The sequence below is a fragment of the Actinomadura napierensis genome, from assembly GCF_039529375.1.
In the GTDB taxonomy this organism is placed as follows: domain Bacteria; phylum Actinomycetota; class Actinomycetes; order Streptosporangiales; family Streptosporangiaceae; genus Spirillospora; species Spirillospora napierensis.
Genome location: NZ_BAAAMR010000002.1, coordinates 35,575 through 54,465, shown reverse-complemented (window position 1 = coordinate 54,465; position 18,891 = coordinate 35,575). Strand labels below are relative to the sequence as shown.

The window sequence follows — 18,891 nt, the reverse complement described above, 5'->3', positions numbered from 1 at the left end:
AACTCGACGCGTTTCAGTGGTCCGTTCGTCCGTGGTGACGGATCGACTGATCACGAAAAAGGGGCAGGCGACGGGAGCAATGGGCAGGACGTCATGGATCAGGGCCTCAGGCGGCTTCTGGTCGGTCGTCGGGGCGTTCGACGAGCTTGCCCGCTAGTGAAGGTTGCTCCTGCGCGCCCTGCACCTGGACCGCGACAAACTCCCCTTCGAGGTCGACGTCCGCCGCCTCACCGATGCCTGGAGAGCGGGCACCACCTCGCGCGGCAAGGCCTGTGGTGGATCATGGTGGACGCGCGTGCATCATGTGGACGCTGACCTGTCAGAAGATGCCCTGGATGTGGGGCCTTCCGCCTGGTCCCTGCTCCGCTTCCATCTCCTCCTGTAGCCGCCGGGCCCGTCCGTGCCCGCGCTGTGCGGCTGCCTTGAGGAATCTCTTGGCCTCCTCGACATCATTCCGGGCGTCAAGAACCACGGCGAGGTTGTACATGGCCTCGCGTTCGCCGGCTTCCGCACCCTTGCGCCACCACTCCTCCGCCTCGTCGGTGCGGCGGGCTTTGAAGTACCTGCTGCCGAGGTTGTTCATGGCGCCGCCGTCGCCTTGCTCCGCGGCCCTGTGCAGCCATTGCTCGGCGTCGTCCTCCCGGCCGAGGTGGTCCAGGACGTTGCTGAGGTTGACCATCGCCTCGACGTCCCCCGCCTCGGACGCGATTTCGTAGAACTGCGCCGCCTCCTCCATCCTGCGCTGCTGGGCCAGCATGTAGCCGAGGTTGTACGCGGACGTGGCGTCCCCGGCCTCCGTCCCGGCCCGCCACCACTTCTCGCACTCCTCAGGCCTGCCGCGTTCGTCGGCCAGGTAGCCGAGGTTGCGCATGGCCGGCGGGAACCCGGCCTCGGCCGCCTTGAGCCACCACCGTTCGGCCCCGTCCTTGTCGTGGCGGTACGAGGCGAAGGCCGAGATCGTTCATGGCCTTCACGTCCCCCGCCTGTTCCTGAGAAGCGCCCACAGCCTGCCCTTTCATCGCCGCCTCATCCTGGTGCCGACTGAGGCCACGCACGAGGAGATCTTCCTGCCGTCCACTAGGAGACGCGGGTTTCGTGCGACACGTTCCGGGTGTTCCGAAAATCCCAGGCCTGCCGCGGGGCTGAGGCCATCCAGGACAAGTTGGTACGGAAGTTGTACTAAGAGGTATCGATATGTAATCTGGGGCGCGTCCTCAAGCGGAGAGAGGGAACGTTGATCCTCATCACAGGAGCGAACGGGCGGCCCGGGTCGGCGGTCGTGCGCGAGTTCGCGCGGAACGGGCGGCCGGTCCGGGCGCTCGTGCGGGAGCCGGCGAAGGCCGAGGGGCTGCGGGGCCTGCCGGGCGTCGAGATCGTCCACGGCGACATGCTCCGGCCGGAGACGCTCCAGGACGCGCTGGCCGGGGTGGACCGGGTGCTGATGGTCTCCAGTGCCGGTCCGCCGATGCTGGAGACCCAGTGCACGTTCATCGACGCCGCCGTCAGGGCGGGTGTCGGGCACATCGTGAAGTTCTCCGGCAGGGACTCCATCGACGGGTTCGACAACGAGCAGTTCCGGTCCAGCCGGAGCCACGAGCAGATCCAGCGGTACCTGTTCGCCTCCGGTACGCCGTGGGCGGTGCTCCAGCCGAGCCAGTTCATGCACGTGTACTTCGACGAGGTGCCCGACGTCGTCAAGGGCGAATTGCGTCTCCCGCTCGGCGACACCACGCTCGCCCCGGTCGACATCGACGACATCGCCAAGGTGGCCTACAAGGTGCTCACCACGCCTAGGCACGAAGGCCGGATCTACCCCATGACCGGCCCGGAGGCCCTGACCATGGCCGATGCCGCCCGGCACATCGCCGACGCGATCGGCAGGCCGGTCCGCTATGTGGACGTGTCGTTCGAGGACAAGGAGCGGGCCTGGTTGGCCGCGGGGTATCCGCCGCCGCGCGCGGCCGCGTTCGTGCAGCTCTTCCAGGAGCGCCGCAGGCTCGGCCGCTCATCGGTCGACCTCAGCACTCACGAGCTCTTCGGTGTCGAGCCGACCACGTTCGCCCAGTTCGCCCGCCGCTACGCCGACGTCTTCCGCGGCGACGCCGACTACACCGTCACCCCCGGCCTGGTCGTGGACGGGAGTCCCCGGTGATCGCAGAGCTTCTCGCCGATCCGGCTGTCGTCGGGGCGCTGCGGATGGACTTCCGGTCCTGCGACCCGGAGTACCGCGCGCGCGTCAAGGCGGCCTTCGGCGCCGACGTGGACGACCACGACTGGGACGCCGTCACCCACCTCCTGACGCCGGACACTCCCGTCGGCCCGCTCGCCGAACGGGTGGCCATCACGCCGGACCGGTGGGGCCGGATTCCGCGGACCTACATCAGCTGCACCGACGACCAGGCCGTCCCGCCCGCGGCGCAGAGGCGCTTCATCGGCGAAGCCGACAGGCACACCCCGAACAACCCCACCGACGTACGAGAACTGCCCACCGGCCACTCGCCCTTCGCCTCCCGGCCGGGACGACTGGCCCAAATCCTGCTGACGCTCGGCCTGCACCTGGATGGGGCGGCTGGTCGTCGCGAGGCCATCAAGGAGAAGTCATGAAGATAGAGGGCAGTACGGCATTCGTGACGGGAGCCAACCGCGGGCTGGGACGGCGTTTCGCCGAGCAGCTCGTGGCCCGGGGCGCCACCGTCTACGGCGGCGTCCGCAACGTGGCGTCGCTCGACGTGCCGGGCGTGATCCCGGTGCGGATCGACGTCACGGACCCGGCGTCGGTGGCCGCGGCGGCGGAGGCCGTGCCGGACGTGTCGCTGCTGATCAACAACGCGGGCTCCTACACCGGGGCGTCGGTGTCCGACGGGTCGCTGGAGGACGTCCGCCTGGAGATGGAGACCCACTACTTCGGCACGCTGGCGGTGACTCGGGCGTTCGCCCCGCAGCTGGCCGCCGCCGGCGGCGGTGCGATCCTCAACGTGCTGTCGGTGCTGTCGTGGCTGACCTTCCCCGGCTACAGCGGCTACGCGGCGGCGAAGGCGGCGCAGTGGTCGCTGACCAATGCCCTGCGGCTCGAGCTCGCGGCGCAGGGCACGCAGGTCACCGGGTTGCACGTCGGCTATCTGGACACCGACATGGTCGCGTCCGTCGAAGCCCCCAAGAGCGACCCGGCGGTGATCGCCGCGCTGGCGCTCGACGCCCTCGAACAGGGGGCGGTGGAGATCCTCGCCGACCAGGATGCGCAGCGGACCCAGGCCGACCTCGCGGGCGGAGTCGCGAAGCTGTTCCCGGCCATCGCCTGACCATGGCGCCAGGGCGCGATGAAGGCGCGGCCCCTGGTCGGACGTCGTACGGCACGGGTTACCGCGCCGTGTTCGCGGTCCAGGAGTTCCGGGCCGTCTTCGCCGCGCACGTCCTCTCCGTCATGGGCGGCGTCTTCGCCGAGGTGTCGCTGGCCGTGCTCGTCTTCCGCCAGACCGGTTCCGCGTTGCTGACGGCCCTGATCTTCGCTCTCGGGTTCCTGCCCTACGCGCTGAGCGGGGTGCTGCTCTCCGGCCTCGCCGACCGCTGCCGCCCGCGCCGTCTCCTGGTCGTCTGCGATCTGCTGGTGGCGGCCTGCATGGCGTTGATGGCCGCACCGGCGACGCCGCTGTTCGCGCTCTTCGTCCTGCGATGCGCTGTTTCGATGATCTCGCCGCTCTTCACCGGCACCCGGGCGGCGAGCCTGGCGGACGTCTTGCCCGGCGAGCTGTACGTCCTGGGGCGTTCGCTGGTGCGGATGGTCTCGCAGGTCTCTCAGATCGTCGGCTACGGGCTCGGGGGCCTGCTGCTCGTGTGGCTGCCGCCTCGGGTCGCGCTGGGCACGGCCGCCACCGCCTTTCTCGGTTCCGCGCTTCTGCTGCGTCTCGGCACTCGCGAGCGGGCTGCCCGGATGCCGGGCGGCGGCGCGGTCATGCGCCGGTCGGTGGCCTCGGCCGCGCGCCTGCTGGGGGAGCCCCGCATCCGGGCGCTCCTGCTGATGTGGTGGATCCCGCCGATGTTCTTCGTCGTCGCCGAAGGCGTCGCGGCGCCCTTCGCGGACGCGGCGGGGGCGGGCGCGGCCGGGTTCGGCGTGTTCCTCGCCGCGATGCCCGCGGGCACCATGGTGAGCGAACTGCTCGCCGGCACGCTGCTCGGGGCCGCCGCACGCGGCCGCATCGCGCTCCCGCTCGCGGCGCTGTCACTGCTGCCGATGGCCGCCTTCGTGCTGCGTCCGTCCCTGCCGCTCGCGACCGCGCTCCTCCTACTCACCGGACTGTGCGCCGCCTACACGCTCGGCATGGACCGGTGGTTCGTGGACGCGGTGCCAGAGGAGATGCGCGGCCGGGCCATGTCCCTACTGGGCGCCGGACTGATGACCCTCCAGGGGCTCGGAATGGCCACCGGCGGGGCGCTCGCCGGCGCTTTTCCTCCGTATGCGGTCATCTGCGGATCCGGAGTCATCGGCACGTTGAGCCTGCTCGGCGTGCTGAACGCGGTTCGGAAGACCGGGCGGAAGGAGGTGAGTCCACATGCGGAACGCATCGCGCAACTGGATGCCTAGCTGACGCAGGCGCCGGGCCGGGTGATCCCGGCGGGGTCACCGGCTGGAGGAGGTGGCGGGGTTCGCCTCGCCACCTCGTTCCACCGGGAGCCGCGTTCGCTTACGGAGTGGGGGCGATCTCGGGCCGTGAGAACGCGGCGAGGAGGCGTTCGAAGGCCTTCCGGTCGCCGCTCAGGGTGACCCGGCCCGAATGCAGGGCCTCCTCCAGGTCCAGGCTTCCGATCATGAGGGACTTGAGCGTCGTGGTGTCGGTGTCGATCGAGGTGTCGGGGCTGTCCGCGTCGCCGCGTTCGATGCCGAGGCGTCCGTCGGCGGCGCGGGCGACGTAATGGTCCTCGCCGAAGCGGATCGCGTAGGTGACGTCGAGGCGGTCGCCGGCCGCGGGGGAGAAGTCGTTGCGCAGGGCCAGCATGATCGCGTCGCTGCTGACGTGGGCGTCCAGGTCGCGGAACGGTGAGCGGCGGCCCCAGCGGCCGAGCTCGACCAGGATCGGTTCGAGCTCGCGGCCCCAGTCCGTCAGCTCGTACACCCACGACGCGCTCGGGGGAGCGAGCTTGCGGCGGCGGACGAGCCCGAGCCCTTCGAGTTCGCGAAGGCGGCGGGACAGCCGGTTGGGCCCCGCGTTGGGCAGCCCGGCCCGCAGGTCGGTGAACCGCTTGGGACCGAACAGCAGTTCGCGGACGACCAGCAGGGCCCAGCGCTCACCGATGAGGTCCAGCGCGTGCGCCGTCGCGCAGGCCTCGCCGTAGGTACGGGTGCTCTCCACGCTCCGATTTTAACCGGTGAGGTTCCACCACGAATCTAGTTGGTTCCCTTACCGTACTAACGCTCGGGCTCGGGACGGCGGCCCGGGACGACGATGCCGTGCTCGTAGGCCAGCACGACGGCCTGGACGCGGTCGCGGAGGTGGAGTTTGGCGAACACGCTGCCGACGTGGCTCTTGACGGTGGCCTCGGTGACGACGAGCCGCGCCGCGATCTCCTGGTTCGACAGGCCCTGGGCCACGAGCAGGAGCATCTCGCGTTCGCGCGGGGTCAGCGCGGTCAGCAGGTCCGATGGCGGCTGGACCGGGTCGGTGCGGTCGGCGTAGTCCTCGATCAGGCGGCGGGTGATCGACGGGGACAGCAGTGCCTCGCCCTGGTGGACGACGTGGATCGCCTCCAGGAGCCGCTCGCGGGGCGCGTCCTTCAGCAGGAATCCCGACGCCCCCGCGCGCAGCGCGCCGAACACGTATTCGTCGAGGTCGTAGGTGGTGAGGATCAGCACGCGGGGCGGACGGTCCGTGCCGGTGAGGCGGGCGGTGGCCTCGACGCCGTCCATCCGCGGCATCCGGACGTCCATCAGGACGACGTCGGGCCGCAGTTCCGCCGCCCGCACGAGGGCCTCGGCGCCGTCCGCGGCCTCACCGACGACCTCCAGGTCGGGCCGGGTCTGCAGGAACAGCCGGAAGCCGATCCGGATCAGCTCCTGGTCGTCGACGATCAGCACCCGGATCGTCACGCCCGCTCCCCGATCGGCAGCCGCGCCGCGACCCGGAACCCGCCGCCGGGGGCCGGGCCCATCTCCAGTTCACCGCCGAGCACCGCGACCCGCTCCCGCATCCCCACCAGGCCGTGCCCGCCGGGGCCCGGCTCGCCGGTTCCCGTCCCGTCGTCGTGCACCCGCACCTCCAGGTCCGCCCCTCCGTAGCTCAGCCGCACCGTGACCAGTGTCGCTCCGGCGTGTTTCAGCGCGTTGGTCAACGCCTCCTCGATGATCCGATAGGCGGACAGCTCCACCCCGCTCGGCAGGTCCAGCGGTTCCCCGGCGATCTCCAGCCGGACCGGCAGTCCCGCCGCGCGGTACCCGGCGACCAGTTCGTCCAGATCCGCCAGTGACGGCTGCGGCCGCGTCTCCGCCGCATGCCGCCCGCGCAGCAGCACGAGGATGCGGCGCAGCTCGGCCAGGCTCTGCTCGGCGCTGGTCTCCACCTGCTCCAGCGTCCGCGCGGCCACCCGCGGTTCGGTCTCCAGGACGTCGCGGGCCCCGCGGACCCCGATCAGCATCACCGTCACCGAGTGGGCGACGATGTCGTGCAGTTCGCGGGCGATGGACTCGCGTTCGCGCTGCGCCGCGATCAGGTCGAGCTGTTCCCGTTCGTGTTCGAGGGTGGCGGCCCGTTCCTCCACCGCCTGGACGTAGCGGCGGCGCGTCTGCATATAGGCGCCCAGCATCCACGCCCCGATCGACACAGGCGGGCTGCAGACGTTGTCGGCTTCCAGGAAGACCGCCACCGGTGCCAGCACCGCGAGCGAGACGCGCCGGTCCCGCGTTTCGGCGAGCGACCACAGCGCGACGACGGCCGTCGCGCCTCCGGGCGAGTACCCGGCCGCGGTCACCACGGCCGCCGACGCGACCGTCACCGCGGTCACCGCCACACCGAACCGGCGGCGTGCCAAGAGCGCCGCGCCGGTGAGGACGGTCACCGCGATCGGCAGGGGCGCGGCCTCGGTGCCGTCGTTGAACAGCAGCCCCACCTCCACGATCGTCGCCGCCACGGCGAGCACGATGTCGAACAGCACCGGACGGTGCGCGGCCCGCAGGCCCCGCACCGCCCGGATCCTCTCCGCGACGTTCACGCCAGGTCACGCCGTCGTTCGCACCCGACCGCGACCAGCACCACGAGCACCGTCCAGACCGCGAACACCGCGCCGGCCTGCGGGACCGTGAGCGTCGTGTCGTGGGTCCCGCCCGTCATGACGCCCGCCGCGCCGAACGGCGTGAGGTTCGCCTCCCGCTCCCACGCCCCGCTCACCAGGGGCAGCACCACCAGGTCCACGATCAGCAGGACCACCGCGCCGACGACCGGGCCGCGGATCAGCGCACCGAGCGCCGCGCCCATCGCCGTCGCCAGCACCAGCGCCAGGACGTTGCTCGCGACGACCTCCGCCACCTGGCCGGACGTCAGGTCCGGGCCGGGCTGGTGCGCCAGCAGCGGCAGCCCCACGCCGACCGCGACCGCGTTGATCAGCAGCGCCAGCCCGAGACCGGTCAGCGCGTACGCCGCGATCCGCACCGCCAGGACGGTTCCGCGGTCGCGCCGGGCCACCAGCGCCGTGGGCGCGGCGGTCCGGTGGCGGTACTCGCCCGCCGCGCCGACCAGTCCCCACAGCAGCAGCAGGACCGGAAGCCCCGACAGCGCCTCCTTCTTCTCGGGTATCTCGTCGAGCGTTCCCGACGCCACGGCGATGAGGACCGCGTTCAGGGCGGCGAAGGCCATTCCGCCGGCCGCGAACCCCCACACGGCACGGGTCGTCACCGACTTGAGCAGCTCTCCGCGAAGCAGGCCGATCATCGCTCCAACCCTCCGGTGAGCTCGAGGAACACGTCCTCCAGCGACTCCACCTCACTGATCGGTCCTTCGTGCACCAGCCTGCCACGGTCGATGACGACCACGTCGTCGACGGTCTGCGCGGCCTCCGCGAGCAGGTGGCTGGACAGCAGCACGGTGCCGCCCTTCGCCGCCCGGTCGCGCAGCATCGTCCGGAGCCAGCGGATCCCCTGCGGATCCAGCCCGTTGGCCGGCTCGTCCAGCACCAGGATCTCCGGGTCGCCCAGCAGCGCGGCGGCGAGCCCGAGCCGCTGCCGCATCCCCAGCGAGAACGCGCCGACCCGGCGGCCCGCCGCCGACGTCAGCTCGGCGACCTCCAGAACCTCCTCGACGCGCCGGCGCGGCAGCCCGGCCGACAGCGCCAGCGCCCGCAGATGCGCGCGGGCCGACCGGGCGGGATGCGCGCCGCACGGTTCGATGTGGACGCCGATGCGGCGCGCGTCCGGCACCAGAGCCGCCAACGGCGCTCCCAGCACCGACACCGCGCCCTTCGTCGGCCGCGCCAGTCCCACGACCGCCTTCAGCGCGGTGGTCTTGCCCGCGCCGTTCGGGCCGAAGAAGCCCGTCACCGCGCCCGGCCTGACCGTGAACGTCAGATCGTCGACCACCGTGCGACGGCCGTACCGTTTCGTCAGCCCCTCGACCCTGATCGCCGGGGCGGCCTCCGTCTGTGATGTCATGGCGCCCAGCCTCGGGCGCCCGCGTCTCCCGGTCATCCGACCACGGTCGAAACCCGGCCTCCGACCACGGCATGACGTCCACCGAGATCAGTGGGCGAGTTCTCCGATGCCGCCGTCGATGTCCTGATCGGCTCCCTTCGCGCGTGATGAGCGCGGAAGCGTGGCGCCTTCGATGTCGAGGTTGGGCAGGATCCGGTCCAGCCATCGGGGCAGCCACCAGGCACCGCGGCCGGTCAGTGCGAGGACGGCCGGGACGAGCGTCATCCGGACGAGGAACGCGTCGGCCAGGATCCCGGCGGCCAGGCCGAGGGCGATGGGCTTGAGGGTGAGGTCGTCGGTGGTGACGAAGCCGGTGAAGACGGCGAACATGATCAGTGCGGCGGCGGTGATGACCCGGACGGTGTGCCGTGACCCGGTCAGGACGGCCTCGCGCGGCCGGCCGGTGCGGACGTGCTCCTCGCGGATCCGCGAGACCAGGAAGACCTGGTAGTCCATGGCCAGGCCGAACAGCACGGCGATCACGACGATGGGCATGAAGCTGAAGACGGGGCCGGTGGTGGCGACGCCGAACAGGCCGGCGAGCCGGCCCCATTGGAAGACGGCGACGACCGCGCCGAACGCGGCGCCGGCCGACAGCAGGAACCCGGCCGCGGCCTTGACCGGGACGACGATCGAGCGGAAGACCAGCAGCAGGAGCAGCAGCGAGAACCCGACCACGACGGCGGTGAAGGGCGGCAGCGAGTCGCGGAGCCGGTCGGAGACGTCGATGGCGGCGGGGGTGGACCCGGTGACCAGGACACGGGCGCCGGCGGCCGCGCCGAGGGCGGGGGTGCGGGAGCGGATGTCGCGGACGAGCCGCTGGGTCGCCTTGGTGCGCGGGCCCTGCTCGGGGACGAGGTTGAGCACCGCGGTGCGGCCGTCGGTGCCGCGTTCGGGGTCGCTGATCGAGGCCACGCCGGGCAGGTCGAGCCCGTCCGCGACGCGAGCGGCGGCCCGGACCGGGTCGCCGTCCCGGGTCTGCACCAGGACGAGCAGCCGGCCGTTGTTGCCGGGGCCGAAGGCGTCCGAGATCAGGTCGTAGGCCTTGCGCTGGGTGGAGGCGGGGTCGGCGGTGCCGTTGTCGGGCATCGCCAGGTCGAGCTTGAGCGCCGGGAGCGCCATCGCGCCGAGGGCCAGCAGGACGAGCGGGATGGTGATCAGGGGGCGGCGGGTGACCAGGCGGGCCCAGCGCAGCCCGCCGGCGCCGGCGCGTTCCGGGCGGGCGGCGCGCGAGCCGGGCCGGGGACGCAGGCGGTCGCCGGCGAGGCCGAGCAGGGCGGGCAGCAGGGTGATCGCGGCGGCCACCGCCATCAGCACGGTCAGTGCGGCGGCCAGGCCCATGACGGTCAGGAAGGGGATGCCGACCACGGACAGCCCGGCCAGCGCGATGATCACGGTGAGTCCGGCGAAGACGACGGCGCCGCCGGCGGTGGCGACGGCGCGCGCGGCCGATTCCTCGGCCGCCGTTCCGTCGGCGAGCTGGGCGCGGTGCCGGGAGCCGATGAACAGCGCGTAGTCGATGCCGACGGCCAGGCCGATCATCAGCGCCAGGCTCGGGGCGGTGGAGGAGATGGTGGCGATGTTGGAGGCCAGCATCAGTCCGAGCAGCCCGATCGCGAGCCCGGCCAGTGCGGTCAGCAGGGTCAGCCCGGCGGCCAGCATCGAGCCGAAGGTGAGGACCAGCACGATCACGGCGACGACGACGCCGATCACTTCGCCGATGCCCACCTGCATGCCGGCGGTGCTGTAGATCGTCCCGCCGACCTCGGCGCGCAGGCCGCCGGAGCGGGCCGCGGCGGCGATGCCCTCGAGGGCGGTGACGCTGGAGTCCTTCAGCACGTCCCGCTTGATCGGATACAGCACCTGCGCGAGCGCGGTGCGGCGGTCGGCGGAGATGGTCCCGGTCTGGAACGGGTCGGTGGCCTCGGCGACCTGCGGCGCCGCGCCCGCTTCCCGTACCGCCTTCTGGATGCGCGCCCGCTGGGCCGGGTCGTCCACGGTCGCGCCGGGCGGGGTGGCGAACACCAGCTGCGCCGTCACCCCGGTCGCCTCCGGCAGGGAACGTTCCAGCAGGTCGATGCCCTGCTGGGACTGCGAACCGGGAATGGTGGCCTCGCTGTCCAGGTGGGAGCCGAAGGCGGCGAAGCCGCCCCCGGTCAGGAACAGCAGCACCAGCCAACCGGCGAGAAAGCGCAAGCGGTGGCGGAACGCGGTCCGGCCGAGCCGGTAGAGCAGGGGGGCCAACGGAGGTCCTCTCAGGCGGGCGAAGTCGGGGGGAGCAGTGCGGTCAGCACGGCCGTGAACGCTCGTTCGATGACCTCGGAGGTGACGCCTTCCGGGTCGGCGAGGTGCTCGTTGACCAGGCCGTTGGTGAGGCAGTGCAGGATCAGCCCCGCCAGTTCCGGGGGGACGGCCGGGGTCGTGCCGGTGCGCTCGGTCACCTCGGCGATGGCACGGGCGGCGGTGTCGCGCTGCGCGCGGCGCATCGGGGCCAGCACGGCCCGGGTCTGCTCGTCGCGGGCGGCGCGGGCGGCGAACTCCAGGCCGAGCTGGCCGTGCCCGGTGTCGGTGACGATCCGGGCGGCGATCAGCTCGGCGACCCGTCCGATCACCGCGCGGGCGTCGTCGGCGCCGTCGATCTCGGCGGTCACGGCGGCCAGCTCGTCCTCGGCGCCCTGGCCGAGGACGGCGCCGAACAGCTCCTGCTTGCCGCCGAAGTTGGAGTAGACGGCGCCCTTGGTGAAACCGGCGGCGTGGGCGATGTCCTCGATCCGGGCGTCGGCGTAGCCGCGTTCGGTGAACACCCGCACCGCCTCGACCAGCAGCCGCCGCCGGACCTCCTCACGTGGGACCCGCCTCGCGGGCCCTGGGTTGTCGGTCATGGTCGGACCGTAGCATACTCAAAGTATTCAATACTTTCGGTATCGACCGCGGAGGCTCCGTTGACCACCTCGTTTCGCCGCTCATTTCCGCTGGCCACGGGATCGCTGCTCCTGGTCGCGCTCCTCACCGGCTGCGGCGCCTCGGCCGACGACGCACAACCCGAACGTCGCGACTTCGGCCCCGTCGGCTCTCGTCTCACCATCGCCAAGGACGGAGGCGACCTGGACATCCGGCCCGCCGACGTGAAGAACGTGCAGGTAACGCGCCGGTTCGACCGATGGGCGCTGATCGGCGGCGAGCCGGCCGCGACATGGAACCTCTCCGGCGACCGGCTCACCCTGGCCACCGACTGCGGCACCCTGATCGGCGGCTGCGCCGTGCGCTACCGGGTGCTGGTCCCTCGCAATCTCACCGTCGGCATCGAGGGTGAGAACGGGACGATCTCCGCCACCGGCTTCAGCGCCGCGCTCCGCATCCGCAGCAGCAACGGCGCGATCGCGGTCACCGGCGCCACCGGCCCGCTCGACCTGCGCAGCGAGAACGGAGGACTGCGCTCCACCGCGACCAGATCGCCCCAGGTCTCGGCCACCTCCGAGAGCGGCGAGGTCGACCTGTCCTTCGCCACCGCACCGCGGCAGGTGGCCGTGACCACCGAGAACGGCGAGGTGAAGGTGACGGTCCCGCGCGCCGCCTACAACGTCACCACGACCACCGACAGCGGCGACGTCCGCGCCGACGTCCCCAAGGACGCCTCGGCCCCCCGCTCGATCACCGCCCGCACCGACAGCGGATCGATCACCCTCGGCACGGCGACGGATGGCTGATGGCTGCGCAACTGTGTAGTCTGCTGCACAATTGCGCAGCCATCAGGGAGGCCCGGTGAAGATCACCGATGTGCGGACGGTGTTGCTGACCGCGCCGTACGGAGTCGAGGGCGCGCACACGCGCCGCCGCAGCGCCGCGTTCGTGGAGGTGGAGACCGACGAGGGCCTCGTCGGCATCGGCGAGACCTACGCCGGGGTGTACCTGCCCGACCTGGTCCCCGGCATCGTGGAGCTGTACCGGCAGGTGCTCGTCGGCCGCGAGATCACCAGCCCGGCCCGTCTCTACCGGGACTGCTACTGGGTGACCGGCTACTGCGGCCGCACCGGGCTGACGGTGATGGTGCTGGCCGGCATCGAGTGCGCGCTGTGGGACGTCCTCGGCAAGTACCGTGACGCGCCACTGCATGAACTGCTGGGCGGCGCGGTCCACGACCGGCTCCCGCTGTACGCGTCGGGCGGCGTCCCGACCATGTCCGTCGACCAGCTGGTCGCACAGGCCGAGCAGGTGCGGGCGGAGGGCTACCGCGGATTCAAGATGCGCGCCAATCCGGTCGCCTACCAGCCCGACGTCGAGGCCGAGCGGGTCGCGGCCGTGCGCAACGTACTCGGGCCGGACGCGCTGCTGGCGGTCGACGCGGTGCAGAGCCTGAACACGCGGCCCTGGTCCGTCAAGCAGGTGCTGCGGCTGCTGGACGCGCTGCACCCCTACGACTTGGCGTGGGCGGAGGAGTTCCTGCCACCGTTCGACCCGGCCCCGTACGCCGAACTGCGTGCGCTGACGTCCACCCCCATCTCGGGCGGCGAGGGCATCACCACCGCCACCGTCTTCGACCAGTGGCTACGGGCGGGGGCGTTCGACCTCGCCCAGCCGGACCCGACCATCATCGGCGGCATCGGCGAGGCACGGCGGGCCTGCGAGGCGGCGGCCGCACGCCGCGTGCAGGTCGCCATGCACGTGTGGGGTTCGGCCCCGACCATCACCGCCAACCACCACCTCGGCTTCACCCAGCCCAACTGCGTGATGCTGGAGCGTCCGGTGATGGGCAATCCCCTGGAGACCGAGATGCTGGTCGAACCCCTGGACGTGCGGGACGGGTACGCGCTGCCGCCGTCCGCCTCCGGCCTGGGCGTGGAACTGACCGAGGAGATCAAGGCCAGGTATCCGTACGAACCGGGTAGTGCCAGCATGTTCGGCTGACCCGACCCCCGAAGGGCGGGGTCAGGGCTCTGCGCGGAACAGTCCGTTCAGCAACAACTGCTGGTTGGCGGCACTGCGGCGCGCCAGCACCGGCGGGTCGAAGACGTCGGTGTCGGCGACGGGCTGGATCACCGGTTCCAGCAGCAGCGGTCCGAGGATGAGGAACAGCACCTGGTAGGGCGCCCATTCGGGGTCGGCGCCGGCCCGCGGCGACCGCTCGGCGCCCAACCGGTCGAGCTCCCGGCGCGTGCCGTCCAGCAGCCGGGAGAACACCGCCGCGCCGGCCTCTCCGCCCTCCATCAGGACGCGCCGCAGGTAGCCGCGCAGGTGCGGGTCGGCGCCGAACATGCGCGCCGACACGGTCCCGATCGCGGCGACCACGTCGTCCAGCGGCCGGTCGCGGTCCAGTTCCCCCATGGCCTCGGCCAGCGTGCGCAGAACGTGGTCGTCGACCTCGCGGCGCAGCCCGGCCTTGGTGCCGAAATGGTGACGCACCAGCGCGTACGAGACCCCCGCCTCAGCCGCCACCGCCCGGATCGACACCGCGTCGAACCCGTCCCGGGCGAACAACCGCAACGCCGCCTGCCGCAGCCGCGCCTTACCCGTCAGATCCCCAGCCGCCACTGCACACATGCACAGGAAACTACACGTCCGCAGGTCAACGGCCGCGGGCATGGCCGATCCAGCAACAGGCGTCCTTGAGCGACTCCGTGGAACGGGCTTGGAACGGGCTGGAACGCGGTCGTGGAACCGGGCTGGAACGCCTTCTGGGTGACAGGTCCGGCGGGAAAGGCGCCTCCGGATCGGGAGACCGTGGAGGAGCTCATGGCGGAGTCAGCTCGGAAGCCGAGCAGGCGGGCCCCGGTGCCGTGCGGCGTGGGCACCGACGCACGGGTGCTCCTGGCCCCGCAGGACGCCACCGACGAAGTGCTGCGCGTGTTCTACCGGACGGTCCGCGCGGGCCAGGAGCGGTTGGCCGGCGGCGGGGGGCCGTTCGGCTTCGATGTCACCGTCGCCCTGCTGGTCGACGACCTGATCGGCGCCTACGGCTGCGACGCGGTCGTCGAGACCGGCTGCCATCTGGGCGACACCGCCGCCTACCTGGGCCGCCGCTACCCCGGCCTGCCGGTCATGACCTGCGACATCGACCCCGAGTACGCGCGGTTCACCGCGCACCGGGTGCGCGACCTGCCGAACGTCGCGGTCACCTGCCAGGACTCGCCCGCGCTGATCGCGGACGCGGCCGGCGCGTTCGACCGGCCCTTCTACTTCCTGGACGCGCACTGGGGCGCGTGGCCGTTGCCGCGGGAACTGGCGGCGATCCGCGCCGGCGTCGTCCTGATCGACGACTTCGACGTGGGGGACGCGCGGTTCGGCCACGACGCCTACGACGGCGTCTCCTGCGGGCCGGACGTGCTCGCGGCGATGACGCCCCGTCCGGCCCGGTACTGGACCCCCGTGCCCGGAGCCGAGCGCCGGCTGCCGTGCCTCCAGGTCGGCCGCCGCGCCGGCGTCGGCCTCTTCGTGGCCGGGCTGGACGGCCGCCCCCTGGACGAGCATCCCGCGCTGACCGGCCACACCCTCACCACCGAGGAGATCCGATGAGCGGCACCGCACCCGCGATCACCTGTACCGATCCGCTCGCCGACCTCGGCGGCCTGCCCTTCGTCGACGACGGGTTCGGCTCCCGGCGGCTCCTGGCGGCGGCAGCGGCGGCCCGGCACGTCCTGGCCGAGCGGCAGGGCCGGACCCGGGGCCTGTCGGAGCGGACGCTGGAGGGCTGGCTCGCCCCGGCGCGGGCGCTGACACTGGTCGACGGGCCGGCGATGCCCGCCCGGCCGCTCACCCGGGTCCAGCGCGGCCGGGTCGCGCAGGCCCACGCCGCCCTGGCCGCCGCCGTCCCGGCGTGGGGGCCGCTGCTGGACCTGCCGGTCCGGTACGCGCTACTGCATCCCGACGGCGGCGCGATCTCCGCCTCGTCCAAGGCGTGGCCGCAGCACGTCCTGCTGGCCCGCGCCGCGTTCGACTCGCCATTGGAGGTCCGCGAGCAGCTCCTGCACGAGCTGGCGCACCAGTGGCTCTACCTGATCGAGGAGGTGTGGCGGCTCCAGCGGCCCGGCGCCGCGCGCCGCACCCTCCCGTCGGGCACCGCGGACCGCTCGCCGGCCGAGGTGCTGGGCGCCGCGCACGTCGCGACCGCACTGACGCGCATGTACCGGGTGTGCGGCGACGCCCCGCCCGGCCGCCTCGCGCACCTGGCCGCGTACCGGGCCGGCTGCCTGGCCCTGCTCGACCAGGTCGCCGCCGACCTCACCGACACCGGACGCGCGTTCGTCCGCCGACTGCAGGAGACCACATGACCCTCACCGCACCCACTCCCGCGCCCGCACGGCGCCCCGGCCGGTTCGCGCCGTTCGCGGCCTGGGGCAGCCCGCTCTACGTCGCCGACGTCGCCCCGGCCGGCGACCTCCTGCCGTCGTTCCGCGACCTCATCCTGGAACGCACCGGCACCGATCCGGAGGCGTCCAACTTCGGGGTCATCACCGCGACGAAGGCCAACCAGGACATCCTGCAGTGGGACGACCCCGTCGTGGACTGGTTCAAGGGCCGGATCGTCGACGCCGTCAGCGCGCTCACCCGCGCCACCCTGGGGGAGGCGGCCGACGAGGTCACCCAGGAGGTGATCGCCGAGGCGTGGACGGTGGTCTACGCCGAGGGCGGCAGCCTGCGCCCGCACACCCACCACGACTCCGCGTGGTCCGGGGTGTTCTACGTCGAGTCCGGCGACGGCGGCGACACCGGCGAGGCCGGGTACCTGCAGCTGCTGGACCCGCGGCCCGCCGCGGTGGCCCGCTTCGCCTCCCAGGGCGTCTACCGAGTGGAGCCCGTGCCCGGCCGGATGGTCGCCTTCCCCGGCTGGCTGCCGCACTCGGTGCAGGCCACCCTCACCGGCGGCGGCCGGCGCATCTGCGTCGCCTGGAACGTCGCCTACGACAAGGACTGGGCGGGCATGTCATGACCGCGTCCACGCTCATCGAGCCGAGCCCGGCCGACGACTCGCCCGTCCGGCTGCTGTGGGGAACCGGCGTCCTGGTCGGCAACGTCGACCTGGACGGCATCGTCCGGCCGGGCCTGACCGCCGCGGACGCGCCCGGCGCCGGCGGCGCGTCCTGCCAGGAGATCGCGGCCGACGAGGTGCTCGACGACCCGCGCCGCCTCGCCGCACTGTTCGCCGAGGCGATGGACGCGGCGGCCGGCCGCGAGCGGACCGCCGGCGCGGTGGACGTCACCGTGCAGGTCTGGGAGGCGGGCCACGGTGTCCCCGCCGAAGCCCGGCCCACCGCGTGGGCCGGCTGGTGCTACCTCGCCGCGACCCCGGCGCCCGCCGCCCGCGAGTCGGGCTGCCTGGCGCTCGCCGACCCGCGGCCCGCCAGCGACCAGACGGCCATGCCCGGCCTGCCCTGGGGCCGGGCGATCCTGGCCCGGCCCGCGCGCGGCGTCATGGTCGTCGCCCCCGGATGGCTCACCACCTCGGTCGTTCCCGTCGAGAACGGCCAGCGGCTCATCGTCGCGATCGCTGCTTCGGCCCGGTAACCGCCGGGCCGGACGTCCAAGAAGGGAAACGCATCATGGCACAGCCCACCGAACGCGCCGCCACCAGCCTGCGGCTGGCCGGCCCGGCGCTCGGCCTCGGCCTCGAGGAGACCGACGTCGACGCCTACCTGGAGGCCGCCCGCTCGGGCGCCATCATCCCCGAGACCAGCTGCGACAAGGGCATGCAGGACAACCACGCCCTCCGCACCGCGACCAGGACCAGCCTCCCGGCCGCCGAGCTGCAGTCGGCCTGACCGGCCCGTTCCCCGACGGCCCCGGCCCCATCGCGCGACGATGGGGCCGGGGCCCTCCCACGTCCGCCGCTGAGGAAGGTGACCGCCGTGAACGCCGATCCAGGGAGCAGCCGGTGAGGGCGGCCCCGACCGTCCCCCGCCACCTGGCCGGGGCGATCGCCCTGGCGCGCCAGAACCCGGTGTGGAGGCGCTACTTCGCGGCCCGCTGGGTTTCGGTGACCGGTTCGACGGTCGCGCCCATCGCCGCCGCCTACGCCGTGCTGGGCATCGGCGGCGGCGCCACCGGGATCGGCCTCGTCCTGGTGGGCGGCCCGATCGTGTTCATGGCGCTGTCTCCGGTCGGCGGCGTCGTCGCGGACCGGTACCCGCGCCGGACGGTGCTGGCCTGTTGCCAGTACGCCAGCGCCGCCGTGCAGGGCGCCGTGGCCGTCCTGGTGCTGACCGGGTCGGCGTCGGTGCCCGCGCTGGCGGGCCTGCAACTGGTCCAGGGCGCCGTCACGGCGTTCTTCGGTCCCGCGGCGCGGGGGCTGCTGCCGCAGCTGGTGGACAAGGAGGCGCTGCCCGACGCCAACGGCCTGGCGCAGATCTCCAACAACATGGTCGCGATCGGCGGGCCGCCGGTCGCCGGGGTCGTGATCGCGTTCAGCGGCCCGGGCTGGGTGCTGGCGTGGGACGCGGTGTCGTTCCTGCTGTCGGGGCTGCTGTTCGGCGGCCTGGCGGTACCGCCCGTCCGGCCGCGTCCCGCCGCCCGGTTCCGCGCCGAGATCGCCGAGGGCTGGCGGGTGCTCGCCGGGCTGCGCTGGGTCGCGGCCATCGCGGTGCTGTCGGCGACGTCCTCGGGCCTGTGGGCGGCCTCGATCACCGTGCTCGGGCCGGTGTGGGCGGCCGACCGCTATGACGGGGCGGTGACCTGGGGGCTGTTCAGCAGCGCGCTGGGCGCGGGGCTCGCCGCCGGGTCGATCACCGCGGTGCTGGTCCGCCCGCAACGGCCCGGCCTGATCTGCTGCCTGGTCATGCTGCCCGAGGCGGCGCTGCTGGGGGCCATGGCCGCGGGGCTGCCGTTCCCGCTGGTCGCCGCCGCGGCCGTGGTGTGCGGCGCCGGCGGCACGCTGGAACTGGTCGTGTACCAGTCGGCGCTGGGCGCGTGGCTGCCCGAGGAGCACATCAGCCGCGTCCAGTCCTTCATCGCGCTCATCGGGACCGTCCTGGTGCCGGTCGCGATGGTCGGCGCGGGCCCGGCCGCCGCGCTGCTGGGTGCGCCGGTGGTCCTCGGCGGCTGCGCGGCCGTCGCCCTGCTGGCCGCGGCCGTCGCCTACAGCGTCCCCGACGTCCGCGCGCTGCGCGCAACTCCCGAGCCCGTGCCGGTTCCGGCCACTTCCGACCGGGCCGCGGGCTGAACCCGGGCGGGACCGCCGCCGTGCCCTAGACGTCGGCGGTCTCGCACCGGGGGTACAGCTGTGAGGACATCGT

General features: G+C 72.9%; 21 protein-coding genes. 12 read left to right on the top strand and 9 right to left on the bottom strand.

Features of this window, described 5'->3' with window-relative positions; genetic code table 11:
• Positions 1–319: 319 nt before the first annotated feature.
• Complete coding sequence (locus tag ABD296_RS01720; RefSeq protein ID WP_344260581.1) at positions 320–871, bottom strand: tetratricopeptide repeat protein; 552 nt, start codon at positions 869–871, stop codon at positions 320–322.
• Between the two features lie 363 nt (positions 872–1,234).
• Between ABD296_RS01720 and ABD296_RS01715 the strand changes: the two genes are divergently transcribed.
• The 4 genes from ABD296_RS01715 (at position 1,235) to ABD296_RS01700 (ending at position 4,579) form a co-directional block, all read left to right on the top strand.
• Complete coding sequence (locus tag ABD296_RS01715) at positions 1,235–2,152, top strand: SDR family oxidoreductase (protein ID WP_344260579.1); 918 nt, start codon at positions 1,235–1,237, stop codon at positions 2,150–2,152.
• On the top strand, positions 2,149–2,604 hold the full coding sequence (locus tag ABD296_RS01710) for an alpha/beta fold hydrolase (RefSeq protein ID WP_344260577.1): 456 nt from the start codon (positions 2,149–2,151) through the stop codon (positions 2,602–2,604). Before ABD296_RS01715 ends, ABD296_RS01710 begins: the two co-directional genes overlap by 4 nt.
• Complete coding sequence (locus ABD296_RS01705) at positions 2,601–3,299, top strand: SDR family oxidoreductase (protein WP_344260575.1); 699 nt, start codon at positions 2,601–2,603, stop codon at positions 3,297–3,299. The genes ABD296_RS01710 and ABD296_RS01705 overlap by 4 nt, the downstream gene beginning before the upstream one ends.
• Before the next feature lie 68 nt (positions 3,300–3,367).
• Positions 3,368–4,579 carry an MFS transporter gene (locus tag ABD296_RS01700; protein WP_344260573.1) on the top strand — a complete coding sequence of 404 codons (1,212 nt, stop codon included), beginning with the start codon at positions 3,368–3,370 and terminating at the stop codon, positions 4,577–4,579.
• Between the two features lie 100 nt (positions 4,580–4,679).
• Here ABD296_RS01700 and ABD296_RS01695 read toward each other — a convergent pair whose 3' ends face one another.
• The 7 genes from ABD296_RS01695 to ABD296_RS01665 form a co-directional block, all read right to left on the bottom strand.
• Positions 4,680–5,345 (bottom strand): winged helix-turn-helix transcriptional regulator, encoded by a 666-nt coding sequence (locus ABD296_RS01695; RefSeq protein ID WP_344260571.1) that lies wholly within the window; start codon positions 5,343–5,345, stop codon positions 4,680–4,682.
• A gap of 56 nt (positions 5,346–5,401) precedes the next feature.
• On the bottom strand, positions 5,402–6,079 hold the full coding sequence (locus ABD296_RS01690; protein ID WP_344260569.1) for a response regulator transcription factor: 678 nt from the start codon (positions 6,077–6,079) through the stop codon (positions 5,402–5,404).
• A complete protein-coding gene (locus tag ABD296_RS01685) occupies positions 6,076–7,197 on the bottom strand; it encodes a sensor histidine kinase (RefSeq protein ID WP_344260567.1) in 1,122 nt (373 codons plus the stop codon). Before ABD296_RS01685 ends, ABD296_RS01690 begins: the two co-directional genes overlap by 4 nt.
• The gene (locus tag ABD296_RS01680) at positions 7,194–7,913 is read right to left on the bottom strand and encodes a hypothetical protein (protein WP_344260565.1); all 720 of its coding nucleotides are present in this window, start codon (positions 7,911–7,913) and stop codon (positions 7,194–7,196) included. Before ABD296_RS01680 ends, ABD296_RS01685 begins: the two co-directional genes overlap by 4 nt.
• Positions 7,910–8,629: an ABC transporter ATP-binding protein gene (locus ABD296_RS01675; RefSeq protein ID WP_344260563.1), complete on the bottom strand. Its 720-nt coding sequence runs from the start codon at positions 8,627–8,629 to the stop codon at positions 7,910–7,912. Before ABD296_RS01675 ends, ABD296_RS01680 begins: the two co-directional genes overlap by 4 nt.
• An 87-nt stretch (positions 8,630–8,716) precedes the next feature.
• Positions 8,717–10,912: an MMPL family transporter gene (locus ABD296_RS01670; protein ID WP_344260560.1), complete on the bottom strand. Its 2,196-nt coding sequence runs from the start codon at positions 10,910–10,912 to the stop codon at positions 8,717–8,719.
• A gap of 11 nt (positions 10,913–10,923) precedes the next feature.
• The gene (locus ABD296_RS01665; RefSeq protein ID WP_344260557.1) at positions 10,924–11,550 is read right to left on the bottom strand and encodes a TetR/AcrR family transcriptional regulator; all 627 of its coding nucleotides are present in this window, start codon (positions 11,548–11,550) and stop codon (positions 10,924–10,926) included.
• A gap of 60 nt (positions 11,551–11,610) precedes the next feature.
• On the opposite strand from ABD296_RS01665, the gene ABD296_RS01660 reads away from it, so the two are divergent.
• Positions 11,611–12,375: a DUF4097 family beta strand repeat-containing protein gene (locus ABD296_RS01660; RefSeq protein WP_344260554.1), complete on the top strand. Its 765-nt coding sequence runs from the start codon at positions 11,611–11,613 to the stop codon at positions 12,373–12,375.
• Between the two features lie 55 nt (positions 12,376–12,430).
• Positions 12,431–13,573, top strand: a complete 1,143-nt coding sequence (locus ABD296_RS01655) for a mandelate racemase/muconate lactonizing enzyme family protein (protein ID WP_344260551.1) — start codon at positions 12,431–12,433, stop codon at positions 13,571–13,573.
• A 21-nt stretch (positions 13,574–13,594) separates the two neighbouring features.
• Here ABD296_RS01655 and ABD296_RS01650 read toward each other — a convergent pair whose 3' ends face one another.
• Positions 13,595–14,206: a TetR/AcrR family transcriptional regulator gene (locus ABD296_RS01650; protein ID WP_344260548.1), complete on the bottom strand. Its 612-nt coding sequence runs from the start codon at positions 14,204–14,206 to the stop codon at positions 13,595–13,597.
• Between the two features lie 192 nt (positions 14,207–14,398).
• Here ABD296_RS01650 and ABD296_RS01645 point away from each other — a divergent pair, with 192 nt between their 5' ends.
• The 6 genes from ABD296_RS01645 (at position 14,399) to ABD296_RS01620 (ending at position 18,818) form a co-directional block, all read left to right on the top strand.
• Complete coding sequence (locus ABD296_RS01645) at positions 14,399–15,178, top strand: hypothetical protein (RefSeq protein ID WP_344260545.1); 780 nt, start codon at positions 14,399–14,401, stop codon at positions 15,176–15,178.
• Entirely contained in the window at positions 15,175–15,933 is a 759-nt protein-coding gene (locus tag ABD296_RS01640) for an aKG-HExxH-type peptide beta-hydroxylase (RefSeq protein WP_344260542.1), read from the top strand. Before ABD296_RS01645 ends, ABD296_RS01640 begins: the two co-directional genes overlap by 4 nt.
• Positions 15,930–16,592 carry a putative 2OG-Fe(II) oxygenase gene (locus tag ABD296_RS01635; protein WP_344260539.1) on the top strand — a complete coding sequence of 221 codons (663 nt, stop codon included), beginning with the start codon at positions 15,930–15,932 and terminating at the stop codon, positions 16,590–16,592. Before ABD296_RS01640 ends, ABD296_RS01635 begins: the two co-directional genes overlap by 4 nt.
• Positions 16,589–17,167 carry a hypothetical protein gene (locus tag ABD296_RS01630; RefSeq protein ID WP_344260536.1) on the top strand — a complete coding sequence of 193 codons (579 nt, stop codon included), beginning with the start codon at positions 16,589–16,591 and terminating at the stop codon, positions 17,165–17,167. Before ABD296_RS01635 ends, ABD296_RS01630 begins: the two co-directional genes overlap by 4 nt.
• Before the next feature lie 35 nt (positions 17,168–17,202).
• Positions 17,203–17,421, top strand: coding sequence for a hypothetical protein (locus ABD296_RS01625; protein ID WP_190853079.1), 219 nt, complete (start codon positions 17,203–17,205; stop codon positions 17,419–17,421).
• 113 nt (positions 17,422–17,534) lie between these two features.
• A complete protein-coding gene (locus tag ABD296_RS01620; protein ID WP_344260529.1) occupies positions 17,535–18,818 on the top strand; it encodes an MFS transporter in 1,284 nt (427 codons plus the stop codon).
• Positions 18,819–18,891: the final 73 nt, after the last annotated feature.

What these genes read in the sequence shown, in the direction of transcription:
- ABD296_RS01720 (WP_344260581.1), bottom strand. Translation starts at nt 871, where the DNA reads ATGCGCAACCTCGGCTACCTGGCCGACGAACGCGGCAGGCCTGAGGAG.
- ABD296_RS01650 (WP_344260548.1), bottom strand. Translation starts at nt 14,206, where the DNA reads ATGTGTGCAGTGGCGGCTGGGGATCTGACGGGTAAGGCGCGGCTGCGG.
- ABD296_RS01675 (WP_344260563.1), bottom strand. Translation starts at nt 8,629, where the DNA reads ATGACATCACAGACGGAGGCCGCCCCGGCGATCAGGGTCGAGGGGCTG.
- ABD296_RS01625 (WP_190853079.1), top strand. Translation starts at nt 17,203, where the DNA reads ATGGCACAGCCCACCGAACGCGCCGCCACCAGCCTGCGGCTGGCCGGC.
- ABD296_RS01630 (WP_344260536.1), top strand. Translation starts at nt 16,589, where the DNA reads ATGACCGCGTCCACGCTCATCGAGCCGAGCCCGGCCGACGACTCGCCC.
- ABD296_RS01645 (WP_344260545.1), top strand. Translation starts at nt 14,399, where the DNA reads ATGGCGGAGTCAGCTCGGAAGCCGAGCAGGCGGGCCCCGGTGCCGTGC.
- ABD296_RS01640 (WP_344260542.1), top strand. Translation starts at nt 15,175, where the DNA reads ATGAGCGGCACCGCACCCGCGATCACCTGTACCGATCCGCTCGCCGAC.
- ABD296_RS01635 (WP_344260539.1), top strand. Translation starts at nt 15,930, where the DNA reads ATGACCCTCACCGCACCCACTCCCGCGCCCGCACGGCGCCCCGGCCGG.
- ABD296_RS01665 (WP_344260557.1), bottom strand. Translation starts at nt 11,550, where the DNA reads ATGACCGACAACCCAGGGCCCGCGAGGCGGGTCCCACGTGAGGAGGTC.
- ABD296_RS01705 (WP_344260575.1), top strand. Translation starts at nt 2,601, where the DNA reads ATGAAGATAGAGGGCAGTACGGCATTCGTGACGGGAGCCAACCGCGGG.
- ABD296_RS01680 (WP_344260565.1), bottom strand. Translation starts at nt 7,913, where the DNA reads ATGATCGGCCTGCTTCGCGGAGAGCTGCTCAAGTCGGTGACGACCCGT.